Source organism: Rhizobium terrae (genome assembly GCF_003425685.1).
GTDB lineage: Bacteria > Pseudomonadota > Alphaproteobacteria > Rhizobiales > Rhizobiaceae > Neorhizobium > Neorhizobium terrae.
Genome location: NZ_QJKM01000001.1, coordinates 252,637 through 271,481 on the forward strand (window position 1 = coordinate 252,637; position 18,845 = coordinate 271,481).

At 63.5% G+C, this 18,845-nt stretch carries 19 protein-coding genes; 5 read left to right on the forward strand and 14 right to left on the reverse strand.

Features of this window, described 5'->3' with window-relative positions; all coding sequences use genetic code 11:
- Positions 1-287: 287 nt before the first annotated feature.
- The 7 genes from DMO26_RS01080 to DMO26_RS01110 all read right to left on the reverse strand — a co-directional run bounded on the left by DMO26_RS01080 (position 288) and on the right by DMO26_RS01110 (position 7,646).
- Positions 288-1,553 (reverse strand): ABC transporter substrate-binding protein, encoded by a 1,266-nt coding sequence (locus DMO26_RS01080; protein WP_117190167.1) that lies wholly within the window; start codon positions 1,551-1,553, stop codon positions 288-290.
- A 27-nt stretch (positions 1,554-1,580) separates the two neighbouring features.
- Positions 1,581-2,417 (reverse strand): carbohydrate ABC transporter permease, encoded by an 837-nt coding sequence (locus DMO26_RS01085; RefSeq protein ID WP_117190168.1) that lies wholly within the window; start codon positions 2,415-2,417, stop codon positions 1,581-1,583.
- A complete protein-coding gene (locus DMO26_RS01090) occupies positions 2,414-3,346 on the reverse strand; it encodes a carbohydrate ABC transporter permease (protein ID WP_117190169.1) in 933 nt (310 codons plus the stop codon). Before DMO26_RS01090 ends, DMO26_RS01085 begins: the two co-directional genes overlap by 4 nt.
- Positions 3,339-4,505 carry an ABC transporter ATP-binding protein gene (locus DMO26_RS01095; RefSeq protein ID WP_117190170.1) on the reverse strand — a complete coding sequence of 389 codons (1,167 nt, stop codon included), beginning with the start codon at positions 4,503-4,505 and terminating at the stop codon, positions 3,339-3,341. The genes DMO26_RS01090 and DMO26_RS01095 overlap by 8 nt, the downstream gene beginning before the upstream one ends.
- The gene (locus tag DMO26_RS01100) at positions 4,502-5,341 is read right to left on the reverse strand and encodes a metallophosphoesterase family protein (RefSeq protein ID WP_117190171.1); all 840 of its coding nucleotides are present in this window, start codon (positions 5,339-5,341) and stop codon (positions 4,502-4,504) included. The genes DMO26_RS01095 and DMO26_RS01100 overlap by 4 nt, the downstream gene beginning before the upstream one ends.
- A gap of 162 nt (positions 5,342-5,503) precedes the next feature.
- Positions 5,504-6,217, reverse strand: a complete 714-nt coding sequence (hutC, locus tag DMO26_RS01105) for a histidine utilization repressor (protein ID WP_117190172.1) — start codon at positions 6,215-6,217, stop codon at positions 5,504-5,506.
- Between the two features lie 73 nt (positions 6,218-6,290).
- A complete protein-coding gene (locus DMO26_RS01110; RefSeq protein ID WP_117190173.1) occupies positions 6,291-7,646 on the reverse strand; it encodes a formimidoylglutamate deiminase in 1,356 nt (451 codons plus the stop codon).
- Positions 7,647-7,766: 120 nt separating this feature from the next.
- On the opposite strand from DMO26_RS01110, the gene hutI reads away from it, so the two are divergent.
- The 5 genes from hutI to DMO26_RS01135 are packed head-to-tail and all read left to right on the forward strand — an operon-like array spanning position 7,767 to position 13,663.
- Positions 7,767-9,023 (forward strand): imidazolonepropionase, encoded by a 1,257-nt coding sequence (gene hutI, locus DMO26_RS01115; protein WP_117190174.1) that lies wholly within the window; start codon positions 7,767-7,769, stop codon positions 9,021-9,023.
- On the forward strand, positions 9,020-10,555 hold the full coding sequence (gene hutH, locus DMO26_RS01120; RefSeq protein ID WP_117190175.1) for a histidine ammonia-lyase: 1,536 nt from the start codon (positions 9,020-9,022) through the stop codon (positions 10,553-10,555). The genes hutI and hutH overlap by 4 nt, the downstream gene beginning before the upstream one ends.
- 2 nt (positions 10,556-10,557) lie before the next feature.
- The gene (hutG, locus tag DMO26_RS01125; protein WP_117190176.1) at positions 10,558-11,379 is read left to right on the forward strand and encodes an N-formylglutamate deformylase; all 822 of its coding nucleotides are present in this window, start codon (positions 10,558-10,560) and stop codon (positions 11,377-11,379) included.
- Positions 11,376-13,061, forward strand: coding sequence for a urocanate hydratase (gene hutU / locus DMO26_RS01130; protein WP_117190177.1), 1,686 nt, complete (start codon positions 11,376-11,378; stop codon positions 13,059-13,061). Before hutG ends, hutU begins: the two co-directional genes overlap by 4 nt.
- The gene (locus DMO26_RS01135; protein ID WP_404947001.1) at positions 13,061-13,663 is read left to right on the forward strand and encodes a HutD/Ves family protein; all 603 of its coding nucleotides are present in this window, start codon (positions 13,061-13,063) and stop codon (positions 13,661-13,663) included. Before hutU ends, DMO26_RS01135 begins: the two co-directional genes overlap by 1 nt.
- A gap of 237 nt (positions 13,664-13,900) precedes the next feature.
- Here the strand turns inward: DMO26_RS01135 and DMO26_RS01140 are convergent, their stop codons facing one another.
- The 7 genes from DMO26_RS01140 to DMO26_RS01170 form a co-directional block, all read right to left on the reverse strand.
- Positions 13,901-14,401, reverse strand: coding sequence for an RES family NAD+ phosphorylase (locus DMO26_RS01140; protein ID WP_117190178.1), 501 nt, complete (start codon positions 14,399-14,401; stop codon positions 13,901-13,903).
- A 9-nt stretch (positions 14,402-14,410) separates the two neighbouring features.
- Positions 14,411-14,761 (reverse strand): antitoxin Xre/MbcA/ParS toxin-binding domain-containing protein, encoded by a 351-nt coding sequence (locus DMO26_RS01145; protein ID WP_117190179.1) that lies wholly within the window; start codon positions 14,759-14,761, stop codon positions 14,411-14,413.
- Between the two features lie 162 nt (positions 14,762-14,923).
- Positions 14,924-15,682 (reverse strand): iron ABC transporter ATP-binding protein, encoded by a 759-nt coding sequence (locus DMO26_RS01150; RefSeq protein ID WP_117190180.1) that lies wholly within the window; start codon positions 15,680-15,682, stop codon positions 14,924-14,926.
- Positions 15,679-16,620: an iron chelate uptake ABC transporter family permease subunit gene (locus tag DMO26_RS01155; protein ID WP_117190181.1), complete on the reverse strand. Its 942-nt coding sequence runs from the start codon at positions 16,618-16,620 to the stop codon at positions 15,679-15,681. The genes DMO26_RS01150 and DMO26_RS01155 overlap by 4 nt, the downstream gene beginning before the upstream one ends.
- A complete protein-coding gene (locus DMO26_RS01160; RefSeq protein WP_117190182.1) occupies positions 16,613-17,590 on the reverse strand; it encodes an ABC transporter permease in 978 nt (325 codons plus the stop codon). The genes DMO26_RS01155 and DMO26_RS01160 overlap by 8 nt, the downstream gene beginning before the upstream one ends.
- On the reverse strand, positions 17,587-18,486 hold the full coding sequence (locus tag DMO26_RS01165) for a siderophore ABC transporter substrate-binding protein (RefSeq protein WP_117190507.1): 900 nt from the start codon (positions 18,484-18,486) through the stop codon (positions 17,587-17,589). Before DMO26_RS01165 ends, DMO26_RS01160 begins: the two co-directional genes overlap by 4 nt.
- A 40-nt stretch (positions 18,487-18,526) precedes the next feature.
- Positions 18,527-18,826 carry a DUF2218 domain-containing protein gene (locus DMO26_RS01170; protein WP_226951145.1) on the reverse strand — a complete coding sequence of 100 codons (300 nt, stop codon included), beginning with the start codon at positions 18,824-18,826 and terminating at the stop codon, positions 18,527-18,529.
- Between the last annotated feature and the right edge of the window lie 19 nt (positions 18,827-18,845).

Here is an 18,845-nt window from a genome sequence, read left to right on the forward strand (position 1 = left end):
AGATCGGCACTTGGTTTCTGGCCAAGCGCCGATTGCGTTTGTACAGGCATGCGCCCGGGATCGCCGGCCGTTGAAATCGGTCTCATTGATTTACGGCCCTTGCCATCGCTCTGGAGCCTTTCCTGCAAGGGAAAGGCCGTATGACTTCTTCCGGCCTGTGTTTGGGCCGAGTCACCCTCGGGTTAAACCCGAAGGCGAGGATGACGTGGAGCAATCAGCGCTGTCTTCAGACAAATGGCCGCCGCCTCCCCTCGGAAGCGGCGGTTCCGGTCTTTGAAGCGGGCTTCTCAGCTGCGCGGCAGCAGGCCCTTCACTTCGTCGGCGGCGTCCTGCAGGGCTTCCTTCGGGGTTGCCTGCTGTTCGACGATGCGCGACAGGTTTTCGACGATCGCCTGGGTGACCTTGACGCCGTTCGTACCCGGGAAGGCATACCAGGGAACCATGCGGTCCATCTGGCTGAGGCCGGCGACGAAGAGCGGATTTTCCTTGTAGAAGTTGCCGAGATATTCCGGCGACTTGGCGGCGAGTTCGTTGTTCGGGACGTAGCCGGTGCCCGGAACGACGACGGAAGCGCCATAGGGGCCGGCGGAGAACTTGGCGAACTTCCAGGCGGCTTCCTGCTTGGCGGCGTCGCGGGTGAGGATGACGACGGCGTTGCCGCCGGTCGGCAGCTTGCCCCTAACCGGATCGATCAGCGGGATCTGGGCAGTGCGCAGGTCAAACTTGTTGCCGACGCTCTTGATCGTGTTGCGCAGCGCGCCGGTGGTCTTGAACTCGATGCCGACCTTGCCGGCAAAGAAGGCCTGTTCGCCGGCGGCGGCCGTGAAGATCGGCAGGCCACCCTTCTTGACCATCTGGTCTAGGACGTTGACGGCCTTCTCGCCCTCCGGACCGGCGAAGGCGACCGACTTCTCGTCGGCGCTCAGCATCTGGCCGCCGGCGCCGAACAGAAGTGCCGAAAACATCCAGTCGTCACCCTGCCAGCGGAAGTCGATGCCTTCAACGCCGTTGCCGAGCGCCTTGATCTTGGCGCCGAGCGCGATGACTTCGTCCCAGGTCTTCGGGGGCTGATCCGGGTTGCCGCCGGCGGCCTTCACCAGGTCGGCATTGTAGTACATGATCGGGTTCGACGTCGCGAAAGCAAGGCCGACCTGCTTGCCGTTGACCTGGGCGAGCTTCAGAATATTGTCGGAGAAGCCGAGCTTGCCCATATCGCCTTCCTTGGCGATGAAGGGGGCGAGATCGACCGGGATCGAACGTTCCTGCACCATGCGCAGGCGATTGAGGCCGATGAAGGTCAGGTCCGGCATTTCCGCCGTGCCGGCCTGGCGCATGATCAACTGGATGCCTTCTTCATACGTGGCGGACGGATTGGCGAACTGGATCTTGATATCCGGATTCTCTTCCATGAACTTCTTCGAGATCGTGTCCATCACGTCCTTGAAGAAGCCCGGCATCGGGTAATGAACGGTCAGCGTCGTCTCGGCCTGGGCCGGGAGCGACACGGTCATGGCGACCGCGGCGGCGGCCAGGAATTTGGTGAAATGCTTCATCGCATGTTCTCCTTGAGTTGATGCCGGTCAGCCCTTGAGACCGGTCATGGTGATGCCCTCGACGAAGCGCTTCTGGGCCAGCAGAAAGGCTGCGACGAGCGGAAAGGTGATGATCAGAGTGGCGGCCATCAGCGCGCCGTAGTCGTCGCCGGCCTCGGCGGCCCTGAAATAGAGGAGGCCGAGAGGCGGCGTGGCATAGCTCTGGTTCGAAACGACGATCAGCGGCCAGTAAAGATCGTTCCAGTGGGCGACGACCGAGAAGATCGCAAACGCGGTGATCGCCGGCCACGCGTTCGGCACGATGACGCGGGCGATGATGCCGGTTTCCGACATGCCGTCGAGCCTTGCCGCGTGGATCAAATCGTCCGGCATGGCGCGGAAGAACTGCAGGAAAAGGAAGATGCCGAAGACCGAGATGGTGAAGGGCGCGACCAGCGCGAAATAACTGTTGAGCAGTGCGGCGCGATCGAAGGCGACGTAGATCGGCAAGGCGGTGGCATGGATCGGAACGAGCAGGCCGAGCATGACCAGCACCATCATCGCCCGGGCGGCACGGAACTTCAGCTTGGCCATGGCATAGGCGCAGGGAATGGCAATCGCCACCTGGATGACGAAGATCAGCGCACAGACTACCACGCCGTTCCACAGGAGCGTGGTCATCGAGACCCGGGTCAGCGCCTTGGTGAAGTTCGCGACATAGGAAAGATGCTGCGGAATGAGCGAGAGCGACGAGGAGAAGATGTCGCTCTGCGCCTTGCCGGCGGTCGAGATCATGAAGATATAGGGCGCCAGGAAGATCAGCGCACCGAAACTCAGGATGAAGAGGCGGATCGCCCGCCCGAGGGTGAAGGAGCGCGCGTTCATGTGTAATGCACCTGCCTGTCCTGGATCCGGTATTGCAGGAACATCAGGATCACGAGGATGATCAGGAAGACGACGGTCATCGCCGAGGCGTAACCGACCCGCAGATAGACGAAGCCTTCCTGGTAGATGGTGAAGAGCAGCACCTCGGACGCCTTGTTCGGCCCGCCTTCGGTCAGCGTCTTGACGGTCTCGAACACCTTCACGGCATTGATGATGCTGATCGTGGTGACGAAGAGGGTCGTCGGGCCGAGCATCGGCCAGGTGACCAGCCGGAACCGGTCGAACGCGGAGCGCGCGCCATCGACATGCGCCGCCTGATAGAGTTCGCGGGGGATTGCGGTGAGGCCTGCGAGGAACAACACGAGGTTGAAGCCGACCGACTGCCAGATGCCGATGATCGACAGGCCGTAGAGCACATAGCTCGACGCGCCGAGCCAGTTCGGTCCTTCGATGTCGGCGAGCCGCAGGAGCGCGTTCACCGGGCCGATCGTCGGATGGAAGAGATATTGCCAGACGGTCGCCATGGCGACGAGCAGCGAGGCGACCGGCAGAAAAAAGGCGGTCCGGAAGAAGGAGCGGCCGATGCCTTCGCTCTCGATCAGCATGGCAAGCCCGAGCGCCATGAAGATCGAAACGGGGGCGACGATCGCCGTATAGACCGTGGTGTTCCAGAGCGACCTGCGGAAGGTGCGGCTGGTGAAGAGGTCGGCGTAGTTGTCGAAGCCGACCCAGCGGAAGCCGGCATAACCGAGCTCGTAATCGGTGAAGCTCATCAGGATGACGGCTGCGACCGGAAGCAGGATGAACACGAAGAGCAGCACGAGCGCCGGCAGGGAGAGCAGCCAGCCGGTGCGCGCCTCGTGTTTCTCGGCCGCCGAACGTGCCGACGCACTGCCGAGCGGGAGCGGAGCGGCGATCGCCTCAGCCATGCGCCTTCTCCAGTGCGATATCCGCGCCCACCGGGAGCGAAGGCAGGCGGCGGCCGTCTTCCGCGAAGACGAAAAGCCGGTCGGCCGCAAATTCGAGGCGTACAGGCATGCCGGCGGCAAGGCCTGAACCTTCGGAGGGCGAGAGCTTGGCGATGACGGTTTCGCCGATCGCATCGAGCCGGCAATAAAGGATGATTTCCGAACCCAGGAATTCGACGCGGTCGAGGCGAGCGGGCAGGCCGTGCTGGCCGCTGCGGTTGACGGTCACGAATTCCGGACGAATGCCGATCGTGACCGGCGCTCCGGGCGCCATCGTTTCGGCAAGCCGCAGCCGGTTGTCGCCGATCGCCACGATGGCATCGGGGCCGACCTGGGAGGCGAACAGGTTGATGCGCGGCTGGCCGATGAATTTTGCGACTTCGACATGGGCCGGATCGTCGTAAATGACCTGCGGCGAAGCAAGCTGACGCAGCGCGCCGCCGATCATCACCGCAACGCGGTCGGCCATGGAGAGCGCTTCTGCCTGGTCGTGGGTGACGTATATGGTCGGCACGCCGGCGCGGCGATGCAGGTCGACGATCTCGCCGCGCGCATGGACGCGCAGGTTGGCGTCGAGGTTCGACAGCGGCTCGTCCATCAGGAAGACGGCCGGACGGCGCACCATGGCGCGGCCGAGCGCAACGCGCTGGCGCTGGCCGCCGGACATCTGCCCCGGCTTGCGGTCCATCAGATGGTCGATCTTCAGCGATACCGCCATCTCGCGCACGTCACGCCTGATATTGGCGATCGCTTTCCGCTGGCCGGGCATCAGCGGGCCGATGAGCGGCAGGCGCTGGGTGCGGGTCAGATTGCGCATGACGAGCGGCACCGCGATGTTCTGCGCCGCCGTCAGGTGCGGATAAAGCGCATAGGACTGGAACACCATGGCAATATTGCGGTCGGCGGCGGGCACCGGCGAAAGATCCCGCTCTCCGACGATGATCTCCCCGCCATCGGCGCTTTCGAGGCCGGCGAGGATGCGCAGCAGCGTGCTCTTGCCGCAGCCGGACGGGCCGACCAGCGCGATGAACTCGTTCTCGCCCGCATCAAGGCTGATGCCCTTGAGGATCTGGTTGCCTGAAAAGGACTTGTGAATACCGCGGAGGGAGAGCGTGCTCATGCTTCCTCCTCAGTCCCGACCAGGGGCTTGGCCGGGCTTGGATAGACCTCGTGGATGACATCGTCGATGACGTAAGCAGTCATGCCCGGCACGGCGACGATCTCGGTCTCAACATCGTCGCCGAAGCTGTGGACGGCGGCGCCGATCAGGCGCTCGCCCGGCATTTCGCGCTCGAGCTTGTCGATGATGAAGGCGGCAGAGGGGGCCCAGGTCAGCGCCGTGTTGCGATAACGACCCCGCCAGGCCCAGTGAAGATGGCCGCTGGCGAAGAGCGCCACGTCATGCGCGGCGATCAGATCGAAAAGCCGGGCGCGTTCCCTCGGGCGCGCACCCCAATAGCCCGTCTCGCCTTCCTGCGGTTCGTCGACGAAAAGCGGCTTATGGGCGAAGAGGGCGACGCGGCGGCCCTTGCGGTCCTCCAGCGTTTCGCGCAGCCATTCGAACTGCGCCTCTTCCTCGTCGTCCTCATGGCCGAGCAGCAGCGAGTTGAGGCCAACGAGGCGCCAATCGCCGGCGTCATGAAACCAGCGGTCCTCGCCGGCAAGATCGCGCCAGCGCTTCAGGCGCTCGGCATTGACCGGCTGGGCGGAACCCGGCAGGTGACCCACGTCGTGATTGCCCGGTACGATCAGCATCGGGACGGACACCTGGCGCATCAGGTCCATGCAGAAGGTGATGTCCTCCGCCTTGTCGGCGCCATCAACAGTCAGGTCGCCGGTATGGATGATCAGATCAGCGCCGGCATCCTCGATCCAGTTGAGCAGCGGCGCCCAGTTGCCGTTGAAATGGGTCTTTTCCGGGCTGAAATGCGTGTCGGTGATCTGGATGATTTTCACGGGCAACTCTCCGGTCTCGAAAGGCCTTTCGCAGATGCGAAGGTGGGCTTTCGAGCCTCTTTAGAGGGCTCTCGTGTCAGGCCGGTTACAGAGTTTTCCGGTTCTTTTTCATTTCGGTCACAGAACTGTCAAACAACGCCTCCTGCGAACCGCGTGCGGACCTCAAAGACCGCCGGGCTTGAACTGGGCGGTGAGGACATGACGATCGCCGGGATAGGTCAGCCGCACTTTGGTTACGGGGCCGCCTTGCCCCCAGGTCTGCCGCTCGACGACCAGGCAGGCCTGCTTGTTCTCCAGGGCGAGCAGCTTTGCCTCCTTCTTGCCCGCCGACACGGCCTGGATCCGGTGCTGCGCGGCGGTCCAGGGGACCTGAGCCAGAAGAAAGGGGCCGGGCGCCAGCGCCTCGAAATCGAAGTCGGCGGCCTCGGGCACGGTGGAGAGGTTGATCAGCCGCTCTTCGAGGCAGAAGGGTTCCGCGCCGGCGAAGTGAAGGCAGGTGACATCGACGATGTCCGCCGCCTCGGCAAGCCCGAGATGCAGAACATCATCCTCGTTCGCCAGACGCCGCGTGCGCGAAATCAGCGAATAGGAATAGGGAAGCTTGAGCGATTGCACCTCGTCGCGGATGTCATGGATGTCGAGGACGGCGGATTGCGCCTTCGGCTGGGTGACGAAACTGCCGGATTTCTTTCGCCGTTCGATCAAGCCCGCCCTTACGAGCTGCGCCATGACCTTGTTCATGGTCATGCGCGAGCAGCCGTATCGTGCCGCGAGATCGATCTCGAAAGGCAGGTGGTATCCGGGCGGCCATTCGCCCGATACGATCCGGCCTTCGATATCGATCAATATCCTGCTGTGCAGCGTTGCGTCGCTCAAATCCGAAGTCGTCCCCGCACTGTGGCCAGCATCGATCGCGGGTTACAGCAATACCCGCAGAATGCAAGGTCCATCAGGATGCCATCAACTCCCGCATGGCGGAGAGGAAGCGGCGGTTGATGGCATCGCGCTTCCTGTGCCGGCCCGCTTCCACATGCCTTTCTCCCGACACCCAGACGCTGTCGACCGATACGCTCCCGGCGAAGATCCAGTGATCGAGGACCCGGTCGCCGGAAAGATAGGGCACCTTGCCTGTATCGAGAGAGACCATGTCGGCGCGATTGCCGACCGCAAGTGCCGCGGTGGTATCGAGCGCCGCTCCGCCGCCGGTCATGGCATCGTCGAACAGCCGGCGCCCGGTCGAGCCATTCGGCGCGGCGACGACATTGCGTGCCTTCAAGGCCAGGCGCTGCGAATATTCGAGCTGGCGCAGTTCTCCCGGCACCGAGATCGACACATTCGAATCCGACCCGACGCCAAAGCGGCCGCCCGCCGCGAGGAATGCCGGGGCGGGGAAACAACCGTCGCCGAGGTTCGCCTCGGTGATCGGGCAAAGTCCCGCAACGGTGCCCCGCATTGCCATCTGCCGGGTTTCGGCGTCCGTCATATGGGTCGCGTGAATGAGGCACCAGCGCCGATCGACGGGGGCATTGGCCAGCAGCCATTCGACGGGCCGTGCGCCGGACCAGGCGAGGCAATCCTCGACTTCCTTCACCTGTTCGGCGACATGGATGTGCACGGGACGGCCGCCTGCCAGCGCAACAAGCTCCGCCAGTTCCTCCGGCGTGACCGCGCGCAGGCTGTGGGGCGCGATGCCAAGCTTCGCGCCAGACAGTCGGGACACGATATTGACGTTGCCTTCCACGAGCCGTGCGAAACCGTCGAGCGTGTTGACGAAACGCCGCTGGCCGTCGATCGGGGCCGCGCCGCCAAAGCCGGAATGGGCGTAGAAGACCGGCAGGAGCGTCAGCCCGATACCGGTTTCGGCGCTGGCCGCGCCGATCCGCTCCGCCATCTCGGCCACATTGGCATAAGGGCGGCCGTCCTTGTCATGATGCAGGTAGTGGAATTCGCCGACGTGGGAAAACCCTGCCTCGAGCATCTCCATATAGAGCTGCGCGGCGACGGCCTCGACATGTTCCGGCGTCATGGACAGAGCCAGCCTGTACATGACGGTGCGCCAGCTCCAGAAACTGTCGTCCGTTGGCCCGCGAACTTCGGCAAGCCCTGCCATGGCCCGCTGGAAGGCATGGCTGTGCAGGTTGGGCATCGCCGGAATGAGAACCCGGTGGCGGCCGTCGCCCGCATCCGCTTCGACCCCCGTTTCGATCGAAGCGATCGTGTCGCCGGCAATCGTCAGCCGCACGCCGCTTTCCCAACCCTGCGGCAGAAGCGCAGTTGCCGCGTGGAGCGTTTTCGTTTTCGCCATCCCACTCATCTCCTTGCGAAGGGGCCGGTGAAGGTCATCCGGGCCGGAAACCAGATTTTTCCGCTTGCCAGTCGCTCATTATGTATATACATGTTTCAGTATAAAGAAAGGCAAAACGCCATGGACGGGAACGAAATTTCCAAAGCCGATGCCGGCAGGCCGCTTCGCGTCTGGCGCAATGCCCGCATCCTGACGCTGGCCTCCCCGGTCCGGGGGCTGGAACTCATCGAACATGGGGTTATCGTCGTTCGCGGGACACGCATCGCCTCTGTCGGCAGAGAAGCGGACATGCCGTCTGCCTTGTCCGAGGCGGCGGAGGTTTTCGATTGCCAAGGCAGGATCGTCACTCCGGGATTGATCGACTGCCATACCCATCTCGTTTTCGGCGGCGACAGGGCGATGGAATTCGAGATGCGGCTTGCGGGCGCCACCTACGAGGAGATCGCGCGGGCGGGCGGCGGCATCGTTTCGTCGGTCAAGGCGACCAATGCGCTTGCGGTGGAAGGACTGATTTCGGCGGCGCTCCCGCGTCTGGATACGCTGCTGGCGGAGGGCGTCTCGACGATCGAGATCAAGTCCGGTTACGGGTTGTCGATCGAAGGCGAGCTGAACATGTTGCGCGCGGCTCGTGCATTGGAGAAGGTGCGGCCGGTCCGCGTCGTCACCTCCTACCTTGCCGCCCATGCAACGCCGGCCGCATACAGGGGCCGCAACGGCGATTATATCACCGACGTCGTTCTTCCGGGCCTTGAACGGGCACATGCGGAAGGCCTCGTCGACGCGGTGGACGGTTTCTGCGAGGGGATCGCCTTTTCCGTGGAAGAGATGCGCCGGGTTTTCGACAGGGCGAGGGGGCTCGGCATTCCGGTCAAGCTGCATGCCGAGCAGCTTTCCAATCTCGGGGGCGCCAGGATGGCCGCCTCCTATGGAGCCCTTTCGGCCGATCATCTGGAATATCTCGATGCCGAGGGTGCCGCGGCCATGGCCGCTTCCGGCACGGTGGCCGTGCTCCTGCCCGGCGCGTTCTACGCCATAAACGAAACGCAGAAGCCGCCGGTCCAGGCGCTGCGTGATGCCGGCGTGCCGATCGCCATTGCGACCGACTGCAATCCCGGCACCTCGCCGCTCACCTCGCTGCTTCTGGCGATGAACATGGCGGCGACCTTGTTCCGTCTCACGGTCGAGGAATGCATCGCCGGCGCGACACGCGAGGCGGCGCGGGCGCTTGGCCTGCTTTCCGAGGCAGGAACGCTGGAGGCCGGAAAATCGGCCAACTTTGCGATCTGGAATATCGAGCGTCCCGCAGAACTCGTCTACCGCATCGGGTTCAACCCGCTGCATGCCCGCATCTTCAAAGGTGAGCAGGTGTCCGCATGACCATCATACTTCATCCCGGCCGTGTCCCGCTCGCCGATCTCGCCGATATATATTGGAACAACGGTTCGGCCGTCCTCGACAGATCCTTCGATGCGGCAATCGGGAAGGCGGCCCGGCGCATCGCCGAGATCGCCGCCGGCAACGCGCCGGTCTACGGCGTCAATACCGGTTTCGGAAAGCTGGCCTCGATCAAGATCGACAGTGCCGATGTAGCGACGCTGCAGCGCAATCTCATCCTGTCGCACTGCTGCGGCGTCGGCAGTCCGCTGCCCGAAAATGTCGTGCGCCTCGTCATGGCGCTGAAGCTCATTTCGCTGGGGCGCGGCGCTTCCGGCGTTCGCCTGGAACTGGTCCGCCTGATCGAAGGCATGCTGGAGAAGGGCGTCATTCCGGCAATCCCGGAAAAGGGTTCGGTCGGTGCCTCCGGCGATCTTGCGCCGCTCGCCCATATGGCTGCCGTCATGATGGGCGAAGGGGAGGCCTTCTTCGGCGGCCGGTTGCTGCCGGCCGCCGAAGCGCTTGCCAAGGCCGGCTTGACGCCGGTTGTCCTGGCCGCCAAGGAAGGCCTGGCGCTGATCAACGGGACGCAGGCCTCCACGGCGCTGGCGCTTGCCGGACTGTTTCGCGCCCACCGGGCCGCGCAGACGGCGCTCATTACCGGCGCGCTATCGACCGATGCGGCGATGGGCTCGTCGGCGCCGTTCCATCCGGACATCCATGCCCTTCGCGGACACAAGGGGCAGATCGATGCCGGCACCGCGCTGCGTCTGCTGCTCGATGGATCGGAAATCCGCGCCAGCCATATCGAAGGCGACGAACGTGTCCAGGACCCCTATTGTATCCGCTGCCAGCCGCAGGTCGACGGCGCCTGTCTCGATGTCTTGCGCCAGGTCGCCCGCACGCTCGAGATCGAAGCGAATGCGGTGACCGACAATCCGCTGGTCCTTTCCGACAACGAGGTCGTTTCCGGCGGCAATTTCCACGCGGAGCCGGTCGCCTTCGCCGCCGATCAGACGGCGCTGGCGATCTGCGAGATCGGCGCCATCGCCCAACGGCGCATCGCGCTTTTGGTCGATCCGGCGCTTTCCTATGGCCTGCCGGCCTTCCTGTCCCGGAGACCGGGCCTCAATTCCGGCCTGATGATCGCCGAAGTCACGTCTGCGGCGCTGATGAGCGAAAACAAGCAGATGTCGCATCCGGCCTCGGTGGACTCGACGCCGACCTCGGCCAATCAGGAGGATCATGTCTCGATGGCCTGCCATGGCGCGCGCCGCCTACTCGCCATGACGGAAAACCTGTTCGCCATCCTCGGCATCGAGGCGCTTGCGGCAGTTCAGGGCGTCGAGCTCAGGGGGCCGCTGAAGACCAGTCCCGAACTTCAGAAGGCGATCGCAGTTCTGCGCGCGCGCGTTCCGACCCTCGATGACGACCGGTACATGGCAACGGATCTCAAGGCGGCAAGCGGCCTCGTCGCGTCCGGAGCATTGGCCGCATCCGTTTCGAACGGCATCCTGCCGGTGCTTGAGGCGTGACGATGAGCGTTTTCGAAATCCGCCGGGGCACGTCGCCCGTCATTCTCGGGCTGCCCCATACCGGCACGGATGTGCCGCCGGAAATTCGGGATCGCCTGAACGACAACGGAAAACTGCTCGCCGACACCGACTGGCATATTCACAGACTTTACGAAGGCCTGCTCGACGACGCGTCGGCCGTGCGGGCGACGTTCCACCGCTATGTGATCGACGCCAACCGTGATCCTGCCGGTGTCAGCCTCTATCCCGGCCAGAACACCACCGGTCTCGTTCCGGAAACGGATTTCGACGGCAAGCCGATCTGGAGAGATGGGGCGTCGCCGACCGAAGCGGATATCGCGATGCGGCTGGACCGCTTCCATGCGCCCTATCATGCCGCGTTGCTTGCGGAGATCGAAAGAGTGAAGGCGATCCATGGCGTTGTGATCCTTTACGACTGCCATTCGATCCGCTCGCATATTCCCTTCCTGTTCGAAGGCAGGTTGCCGGATTTCAACATCGGCACGGATGGCGGCAGGACATGCGACCGGCGGATCGAGGACGCCGCCCTGGCGACGGTCGCATCGGCGACCGGCTTTACCGGCATCCTGAATGGCCGCTTCAAGGGCGGCTGGACGACGCGGCATTACGGCAGGCCTGAGACCGGGGTGCATGCGATCCAGATGGAGCTGGCGCAATCGACGCACCTTGCCGCCGAGGAGCCGCCCTTCGCATACGATCCCGAAAAGGCCGACCGCCTGCGTGTCCATCTCAAGGACATCCTGACGCGTCTCGAACGCCTCGCACCCGAACTCAAGAAATCACTCGCTGGAGTCGAACCATGACCAATCCGCGTCACAATATCCGCGATGTCCGCGCGCCGCGGGGCAACGACCTCAATGCCAAGAGCTGGATGACCGAGGCGCCGCTGCGGATGCTGATGAACAATCTCGATCCTGACGTCGCGGAAAATCCGCACGAACTGGTCGTCTACGGGGGTATCGGCCGCGCGGCGCGCACCTGGGACGATTTCGACCGTATCACTGCGGCGCTGAAGACGCTGACGGAGGAAGAGACGTTGCTGGTGCAGTCCGGCAAGCCCGTCGGCGTATTTCGGACGCACAAGGACGCACCGCGCGTGCTGATCGCCAATTCCAACCTCGTGCCGCACTGGGCGACCTGGGATCATTTCAACGAACTGGATAAGAAGGGGCTGGCCATGTACGGCCAGATGACTGCCGGCTCGTGGATTTATATCGGCACACAGGGCATCGTGCAGGGCACCTACGAAACCTTCGTCGAGGCCGGCCGCCAGCATTATGACGGCAATCTCAGGGGCAAATGGATTTTGACCGGCGGCCTCGGCGGCATGGGTGGCGCGCAGCCGCTCGCCGCCGTCATGGCCGGCGCCTGCTGCCTCGCCGTGGAATGCGACGAGACCCGTATCGATTTTCGTCTGCGCACCCGCTATGTCGATGAAAAGGCGAGGACGCTCGACGAGGCGCTCGCCCTGATCGAGACGTGGACGAAGGCCGGCGAGGCGAAGTCGGTCGGTCTGCTCGGCAATGCCGCCGAGATTTTCCCGGAACTGGTCAGGCGCATGAAGGCGGGCGGTCCGCGTCCCGATATCGTCACCGACCAGACCTCGGCGCATGATCCGCGCAACGGCTACCTCCCCGTCGGCTGGACGGTGGAGGAGGCGAGGGCCAAGCGCGAGAGCGACCCGAAATCGGTCGAAGCCGCCGCCCGTGCCTCGATGAAGCAACATGTGGAGGCAATGGTCGCCTTCTGGGAAGCCGGCGTGCCGACCCTCGACTACGGCAACAACATCCGCCAGGTCGCCAAGGACGAGGGCCTCGAAAACGCCTTCGCCTTCCCGGGCTTCGTGCCCGCCTATATCCGCCCGCTCTTCTGCCGCGGCATCGGTCCCTTCCGCTGGGCTGCACTGTCGGGCGATCCCGAAGATATCTACAAGACCGACGCCAAGGTGAAGGAACTGCTGCCGGACAACAAGCACCTGCACAACTGGCTGGACATGGCGCGGGAGCGCATCTCCTTCCAGGGCCTGCCGGCGCGCATCTGCTGGGTGGGCCTGGGCGACCGCCACAAACTCGGTCTCGCCTTCAACGAAATGGTCAGGAACGGTGAGCTTTCGGCGCCAATCGTTATCGGCCGCGATCATCTGGATTCCGGTTCCGTCGCCTCGCCGAACCGCGAGACGGAGGCGATGAAGGACGGCTCCGACGCCGTTTCCGACTGGCCGCTCTTGAACGCGCTGCTCAACACCGCGTCGGGCGCCACCTGGGTCTCGCTGCATCACGGCGGCGGTGTCGGCATGGGCTTTTCCCAGCATTCCGGCATGGTCATCTGCTGCGACGGTTCGCAGGATGCAGATCGTCGTCTGGAACGGGTGCTGTGGAACGATCCGGCGACCGGCGTCATGCGCCATGCGGATGCGGGTTATGACATCGCACTCGATTGCGCCAGGGAAAAGGAGCTTCGCCTACCAGGCATTCTCGGGAACTGATGCTGATGCGCATCCTGCGGTCCACGGATTACAGGCGCATGCCGTGGAAGAACGGCAAGGGCGAGACGGTCGAGATCGCCGTCTTCCCGCCGGATGCCGCGATCGACGATTTCGACTGGCGCATCAGCATGGCGACCGTCGCGGAAGACGGGCCGTTTTCGGTCTTCGACGGTATCGACCGGACGCTGAGCGTGCTGAGCGGCGATGGGATCCGGCTTCTGGTGGATGGCCAGGGGAGCATCGATCTATTTCAGCATTCGGCTCCCCACAGCTTTCCGGCGGATACGGCGACAAGCGCGCGCCTGCTCGGCGGGCCGATAACCGACCTCAATATCATGACGCGTCGGGGCCTCTGGCGGCATCACGTATCCCCTCACATAACGACCGATGGTCCGTTCGCCGCGCCGGAAAATGCTTTCAGCTTCATCCTCGCCCTGGATCATTGCAGGACCACCGGCCTGGGCGGCGGAGAGGGCACGATCCTGGAACGTTTCGATACGCTGGCACTGGCGCCGGGCGAGGGTGGGGTTGCGTTCACCCCGGATTATCCGGCTCAACTGCTCATCACAGAGTTGGAGCCAGCCATGGTGCGCCAGAAGTAGCGCTGCATCATCGGCGGCCGTTCGCGTAATTGTAGTGACCATTTTCCATCGAACCCGGGAAAAAGCGCGAAGAAGGGAATACAGGTGGCTCCGATCGTGCAGGGCATGCCTATGGAGGCGTTCATTCAGACGGGGGACGAAGTGTCGCCTCCTATGATGATGCGGGCATTGCGAGAGTCCTGAAAGCCGGTGACTGCCGGATCCGGCAAAACGGGCAGAGGCCGCTTTCCAACGCGGTTAGGAACGCCCGAGGCGATCCTCGTCGTCGATCAATATCAGTCGCGCCGGAGCGTGCTTGCCCCATTTCCAAAGAACGAGATTCAGATCGTGCTCGGTCGCACCGGGAGCGAAGCTCCTGACGAGCAGGCCATGATAGCCGCCGGCGGCCAGTCTTCTGGCAAAGCTCTGCGTCCTGGCCTCGCCGGTCGTCTTCATCTGATCGCGCCATGTCGGATCTGAAAGCGCCGTGCCATCCATCCCTTCGGCATCGAGCGCATTTTCGGCGCGACTGTCGAAGATGCGCTCGAACGCGCCATCGTAGGATACCAGCGTCGTCGGTTGCAGGTTGCCCACCTGGTTGGCTTCGCGCAACGCGGTCAGAACCGAGAGCGAAGTGTAGAGAGCGGGCATGCCCTTCGGATTGAACCGGCCGCCGTAAAGCTCGGCTCCCCGGCCGGAGAGTGGCTCACGTGCGTAGATCGGGTTGAGAGCCCGGTAGAGCTTTCCTTCGAACTGCATCGGCCGGGGCTAGGCGTATACGCCGGCATCGACAGCATCGATATAATCGAGCACCTCGTCCGCGCGCCCGTCGCGAACCAGCTGCATGGCCGTCTGGCCGGAGAAGCCCGACAGGGGCTCCGAGCGATACCAGGCATAGGCGATCAGAGCCGAACCGAAACGCGGCTCGGCCTTATTGACGATCTCCACCATCTCTCGCAGGCGCCGCTGCGTCTTGTCGGAGCGAATACGGTCCTTGCGCTGGATCGCGTCCTTGCCGAGGCCGGCGGTGCGGGCGATCTCCTCGCTGGTCGTACGGAAAACATCGGCGATCTTGCGCGGTGCAAACAGCCCGTGGTCAGCATATTGCGCAAGACCCATTTTCTCACTCCGACTTTCGAATGCCTCTTGTTATGACGCTATATAGCGCCAAAAACGGCGGCTTTCAATCGAGAAAGGAATAGTCCGGGGGCGAACTCCATCGCAAGATGGCACCGCCGGGATCGAATTCCGGTTTGCAGAGCATGTCGATACCGGCAGAATTCAGCGGAAGTGCAAGACGACCGGTGTGCCGCCCATGTCTGCGACCTCCATCCGGAAACCGAAGATCGCCTGCAGGATCTCCGGCCGCAAAAGCTCCGCCGGAGACCCATCGGCGGCGATCCGCCCGGCCTTCATCGCAATGATACGGTCGGCATAGGCGCCAGCTTGATTGATATCATGCAGCACGATAACGACCGTCTTGCCGTTCTCATCGGCGATCCTTCGCAGCGAACGCATCAGGTCTCGGGCGAAATACATGTCGAGATTGTTGAGCGGTTCGTCGAGCAGCAGGTAGTCCGTTGCCTGGGCAAAGGCCATGGCGACTAGCGCTCGCTGCCGCTGGCCGCCCGAGAGAGTGTCGATGAAGCGGTCCGCGAGATCCGCCAGATCGAACTGCTGCAGCGACTGGTCGATCACGACGCGATCCTCCGCAGTCAGCCGCCCCCGGCTGTGCGGAAAGCGGCTGAAGCCGACAAGTTCCCGGACCCTCAAACGACTTGCCACGATCGAATCCTGCCGCAGAATGGCGATGATCCGCGCGAGATCCCGGTTCGGAGTCGTATCGACTGGAAAGCCGTCGATGGAGATCGTTCCCGACTGCAATGGCTGCAGCCGGGCGATCAGGGACAGAAGCGAGGACTTGCCTGCTCCATTCGGGCCGATCAGCGCGGTGATGCCGCCTTTGGGGATGGTCAGCGAGATGTCGTGAAGGATTTCGGCTGAACCATGCCGCAGCGAGACATTCTCGATCCGGATCATTTGCGGCTCCCGAGAACAAGCAGGAAAAGGAAGACGAGGCCGCCGACGAATTCGATGACGACACCGAGTGTCGAGCTGTTGCCGAAGACGTGCTGGAACAGGGTCTGGCCGCCGACGAGAATGATGATGGCCGTCGATATCGCAGCCGGTATCAGGATCGCGTGGCGCCGTGTATCGGCAAGGCGTTCGGCGAGCGCTGCCACCAGCAGGCCCATGAAGGCAACCGGACCGACCAGCGCCGTCGAAACGGCAACGAGAGCCGAGACCAGCGCCAACAACCCGGTGACCGTTTTGGACCAAGTGACTCCAAGTCCCGTCGCCGCGTCGGCTCCGAGCGCGACGACGTCGAGGACATGCCGGGCTCGCCAGGCGATCACGGCACCCATAAGGGTCAGGACGGCGGCAAAGATGAGCAGGTCGGTGCGGACATTGTTGAAATTGGCGAAACTTGCACCTTGCGCCACGGCAAAGTCGTTCGGATCGACCAGCCGCGCCAGCAGCGAATGCAGGCTGCGAAACAGTACGCCGAAGATGATGCCGGCCAGCAGCATCAGCTCCATGTCAGTGCGGCGGCGGAGCATCGGCAACAGAAGGCCGGTCGCCAGCGCCATCAGGACCAGGACTTCGCCGCCGAACTTCAGCTGGCTATCGAGCGCCGCATAACCCAGCCCGCCGAGCATAAAGACGAGCAGCATCTGGCCGAAGAGATAAAGAGCGTCGAGGCCCATGATCGAAGGTGTCAGGATGCGGTTGTTGGTGACGGTCTGGAAGATGACCGTCGAGACGGCAATCGAGACGCTGACCTGCAGAAGCGCGGCAAGTTTTGCGGCGCGCAGGGAGAGGACGAAGCCGATATTGCCGCGCAGGCCGATGGTCATGAAAGCGATCACGCAGGCAAGTGCTGCCGCGCCGAGACAGAGAAGACGGCGATTACACATCGGAAGGCCGCCGGAAGAGAAGCCAGAGGAAGATCAGTCCACCGACGCAGCCCATGACGGTGCCGACCGGGACTTCGTAAGGGTGGCGGATCAGGCGGCCGAGGATGTCGCAACCCAGCACCAGGACCGCGCCGCTTGCCGCCACGGCGGGGAGCGTGCCGCGCAGGTTGTCCCCCATCAGCCGCGAGACGATGTTCGGCACGACGAGACCGACGAATGGGATGACGCCGACGATCACGACGCTGAGAGCCGAGATGACCGAGACAATCACGAGACCGAGCTGAAGCATGCGCCGATAATCGATGCCGAGCCCGATGCTGGCGTCACGGCCGAGCGTCATGATTGTCAGACGATCGGCGATGAACCAGGCGAAGACCACCATCAGCGCACCAAGCCACAGAAGTTCGTAACGACCTCGCAGCACGCCGGAAAAGTCGCCATTGGTCCAGATCGATAGATATTGCAGAAGGTCCGCCTGCCAGGCGACGAAGGTGACCGCCGCGCCGATCACCCCGCCATAGACGAGCCCGAAAAGCGGTACGAGAAAAGGCTGCGTGGGCGGCAGCCGATGCGCCGTCGCCAGAAAGAGGGAAGTCCCGATGAGAGCGGCGGCGCTGGCTATCAGACCTTTGGTGAGGAGATTTGCCGCCGGCCAGAGCAGGGTCACCAGAAGGATGCCGAGTTCGGCGCTCTGGGCCGTCCCCGCGGTGGAAGGCTCCACATAACGATTGCGGGCCAGCGTCTGCATGATGAGGCCGGCAATCGCGAGGCTTGCTCCGGCGAGGATCGCCGCAAGCGTTCGCGGCAGGCGACTGACCAGGACAAGTTCGATTCCCCTTCCATCCGAGAGGACACGTCCGAACGGCAACTCGTCGACCCCGGTAAAGAGGCTCAAAACGAACAGGATCGCGAGGACGAGGCCTGCGATCCAACCCGTTAGCGGCGATTGCTTGACGGCAGCGGTGCTCATCTGGCTGCGGCGAAGGACTCGGCAACCGTCGCCGCCACCCGTTGCATGGACTGCACGCCGCCGGCGGCGATATAGAACTCGGCGGCCGGCAGGTAAACGACCTGCCCCTTTTTCCAGGCCGTCGTCTGGGCCACGAGTTCGTTGTCGAGTGTCGACTTTGCGCTTTGCTCGCCGGAGCCGATCGCAGCCGACCGGTCGAGCACCAGCAGCCAGTCCGGATTGGCCTGACGGATGAATTCGAAGGAAACAGCTTCGCCGTGGGTCGCCGCCTGTACGTCCGGAACCGCCGGCGGGAGGCCCAGTGCGGCATGCACCCAGCCGAAGCGCGAGCCGGGGCCATAAGCGGTCACCTTCGGGCCGTTGGTCATGATGATCAGCCCTTTGCCTTTGCCGGCCACCGCCGCCTTTGCCGCATCGATCTGCGCATCCAACTCGGAGGCAGCCTTGGCCGCCTCCTGCCGTTTGCCGAAAAGGGTGCCGTAGCTCGCCAGCCGCTCCTTGGCTTGAGCAAGCAGGTCATCGCCATCCATCGTCATGTCGATTGTCTGAGCGACCTGGCCAGCCGATTGGGCCTTGGTTGAGGATCGGCCGCCGACGATGATCAGGTCCGGCCCGAGCGCACTCAATGCTTCCAGATCGGGCTCGAAGAGATCGCCGACGATTTCCGCCCCCTGTTTGAGAGGCTCGAACTGCGGGAGATAGAGCTTTTCCGGCACGCCGGCCGGCCTGACGCCAAGCCGGTCGAGCGTATCGAGGGCCGCGATGTCGAACACGGCGACTTTGGCCGGCACTGCGGAGATCTGGACCGGCCCTCTTGCGGTGAGAATTTCCGCCGCATGGGCAAAGATCGCTGAAAAAGCAAAGGCGGCAAACGCCGCGATTATCCTGAACTTCATTGCCATAGTCCTGTTCCTTGGCGGGATGCCGGACCGCACCTCAAGCGATCCGGTCCGGCGCCTGCCATTGCAGGGCTTCCAGGTTTTCCCGGAAGGCGAAGCGAACGAGATGTCTCTCGATCACCGATTGAGTCTCGGCGAGCTGTTCTTCGTCGGCGGCTACCGCCATGATTTTCAGGCCGTCGTCGTCCGCATCGAGCGTCGCGGTGCCGCAGGAGAAGCGGCACTCGCCATGGGTCTCGGAATAGGAGACGTCGATCTTGTGCGCGAAATGCTTGCATAGTTGTACGAGATATTTCCCGCCATGTTCGGTACGCCATTCCGCAATCGACTGCACCACGTCCATCTCCTTCCCATGC

Bases quoted from the DNA above. Each gene is read 5' to 3' on its own strand.
- DMO26_RS01080 (WP_117190167.1), bottom strand. From the start codon at position 1,553: ATGAAGCATTTCACCAAATTCCTGGCCGCCGCCGCGGTCGCCATGACC.
- DMO26_RS01085 (WP_117190168.1), bottom strand. From the start codon at position 2,417: ATGAACGCGCGCTCCTTCACCCTCGGGCGGGCGATCCGCCTCTTCATC.
- DMO26_RS01090 (WP_117190169.1), bottom strand. From the start codon at position 3,346: ATGGCTGAGGCGATCGCCGCTCCGCTCCCGCTCGGCAGTGCGTCGGCA.
- DMO26_RS01095 (WP_117190170.1), bottom strand. From the start codon at position 4,505: ATGAGCACGCTCTCCCTCCGCGGTATTCACAAGTCCTTTTCAGGCAAC.
- DMO26_RS01110 (WP_117190173.1), bottom strand. From the start codon at position 7,646: ATGGCGAAAACGAAAACGCTCCACGCGGCAACTGCGCTTCTGCCGCAG.
- hutI (WP_117190174.1), top strand. From the start codon at position 7,767: ATGGACGGGAACGAAATTTCCAAAGCCGATGCCGGCAGGCCGCTTCGC.
- hutH (WP_117190175.1), top strand. From the start codon at position 9,020: ATGACCATCATACTTCATCCCGGCCGTGTCCCGCTCGCCGATCTCGCC.
- hutG (WP_117190176.1), top strand. From the start codon at position 10,558: ATGAGCGTTTTCGAAATCCGCCGGGGCACGTCGCCCGTCATTCTCGGG.
- hutU (WP_117190177.1), top strand. From the start codon at position 11,376: ATGACCAATCCGCGTCACAATATCCGCGATGTCCGCGCGCCGCGGGGC.
- DMO26_RS01135 (WP_404947001.1), top strand. From the start codon at position 13,061: ATGCTGATGCGCATCCTGCGGTCCACGGATTACAGGCGCATGCCGTGG.
- DMO26_RS01140 (WP_117190178.1), bottom strand. From the start codon at position 14,401: ATGCAGTTCGAAGGAAAGCTCTACCGGGCTCTCAACCCGATCTACGCA.
- DMO26_RS01145 (WP_117190179.1), bottom strand. From the start codon at position 14,761: ATGGGTCTTGCGCAATATGCTGACCACGGGCTGTTTGCACCGCGCAAG.
- DMO26_RS01150 (WP_117190180.1), bottom strand. From the start codon at position 15,682: ATGATCCGGATCGAGAATGTCTCGCTGCGGCATGGTTCAGCCGAAATC.
- DMO26_RS01155 (WP_117190181.1), bottom strand. From the start codon at position 16,620: ATGTGTAATCGCCGTCTTCTCTGTCTCGGCGCGGCAGCACTTGCCTGC.
- DMO26_RS01160 (WP_117190182.1), bottom strand. From the start codon at position 17,590: ATGAGCACCGCTGCCGTCAAGCAATCGCCGCTAACGGGTTGGATCGCA.
- DMO26_RS01165 (WP_117190507.1), bottom strand. From the start codon at position 18,486: ATGAAGTTCAGGATAATCGCGGCGTTTGCCGCCTTTGCTTTTTCAGCG.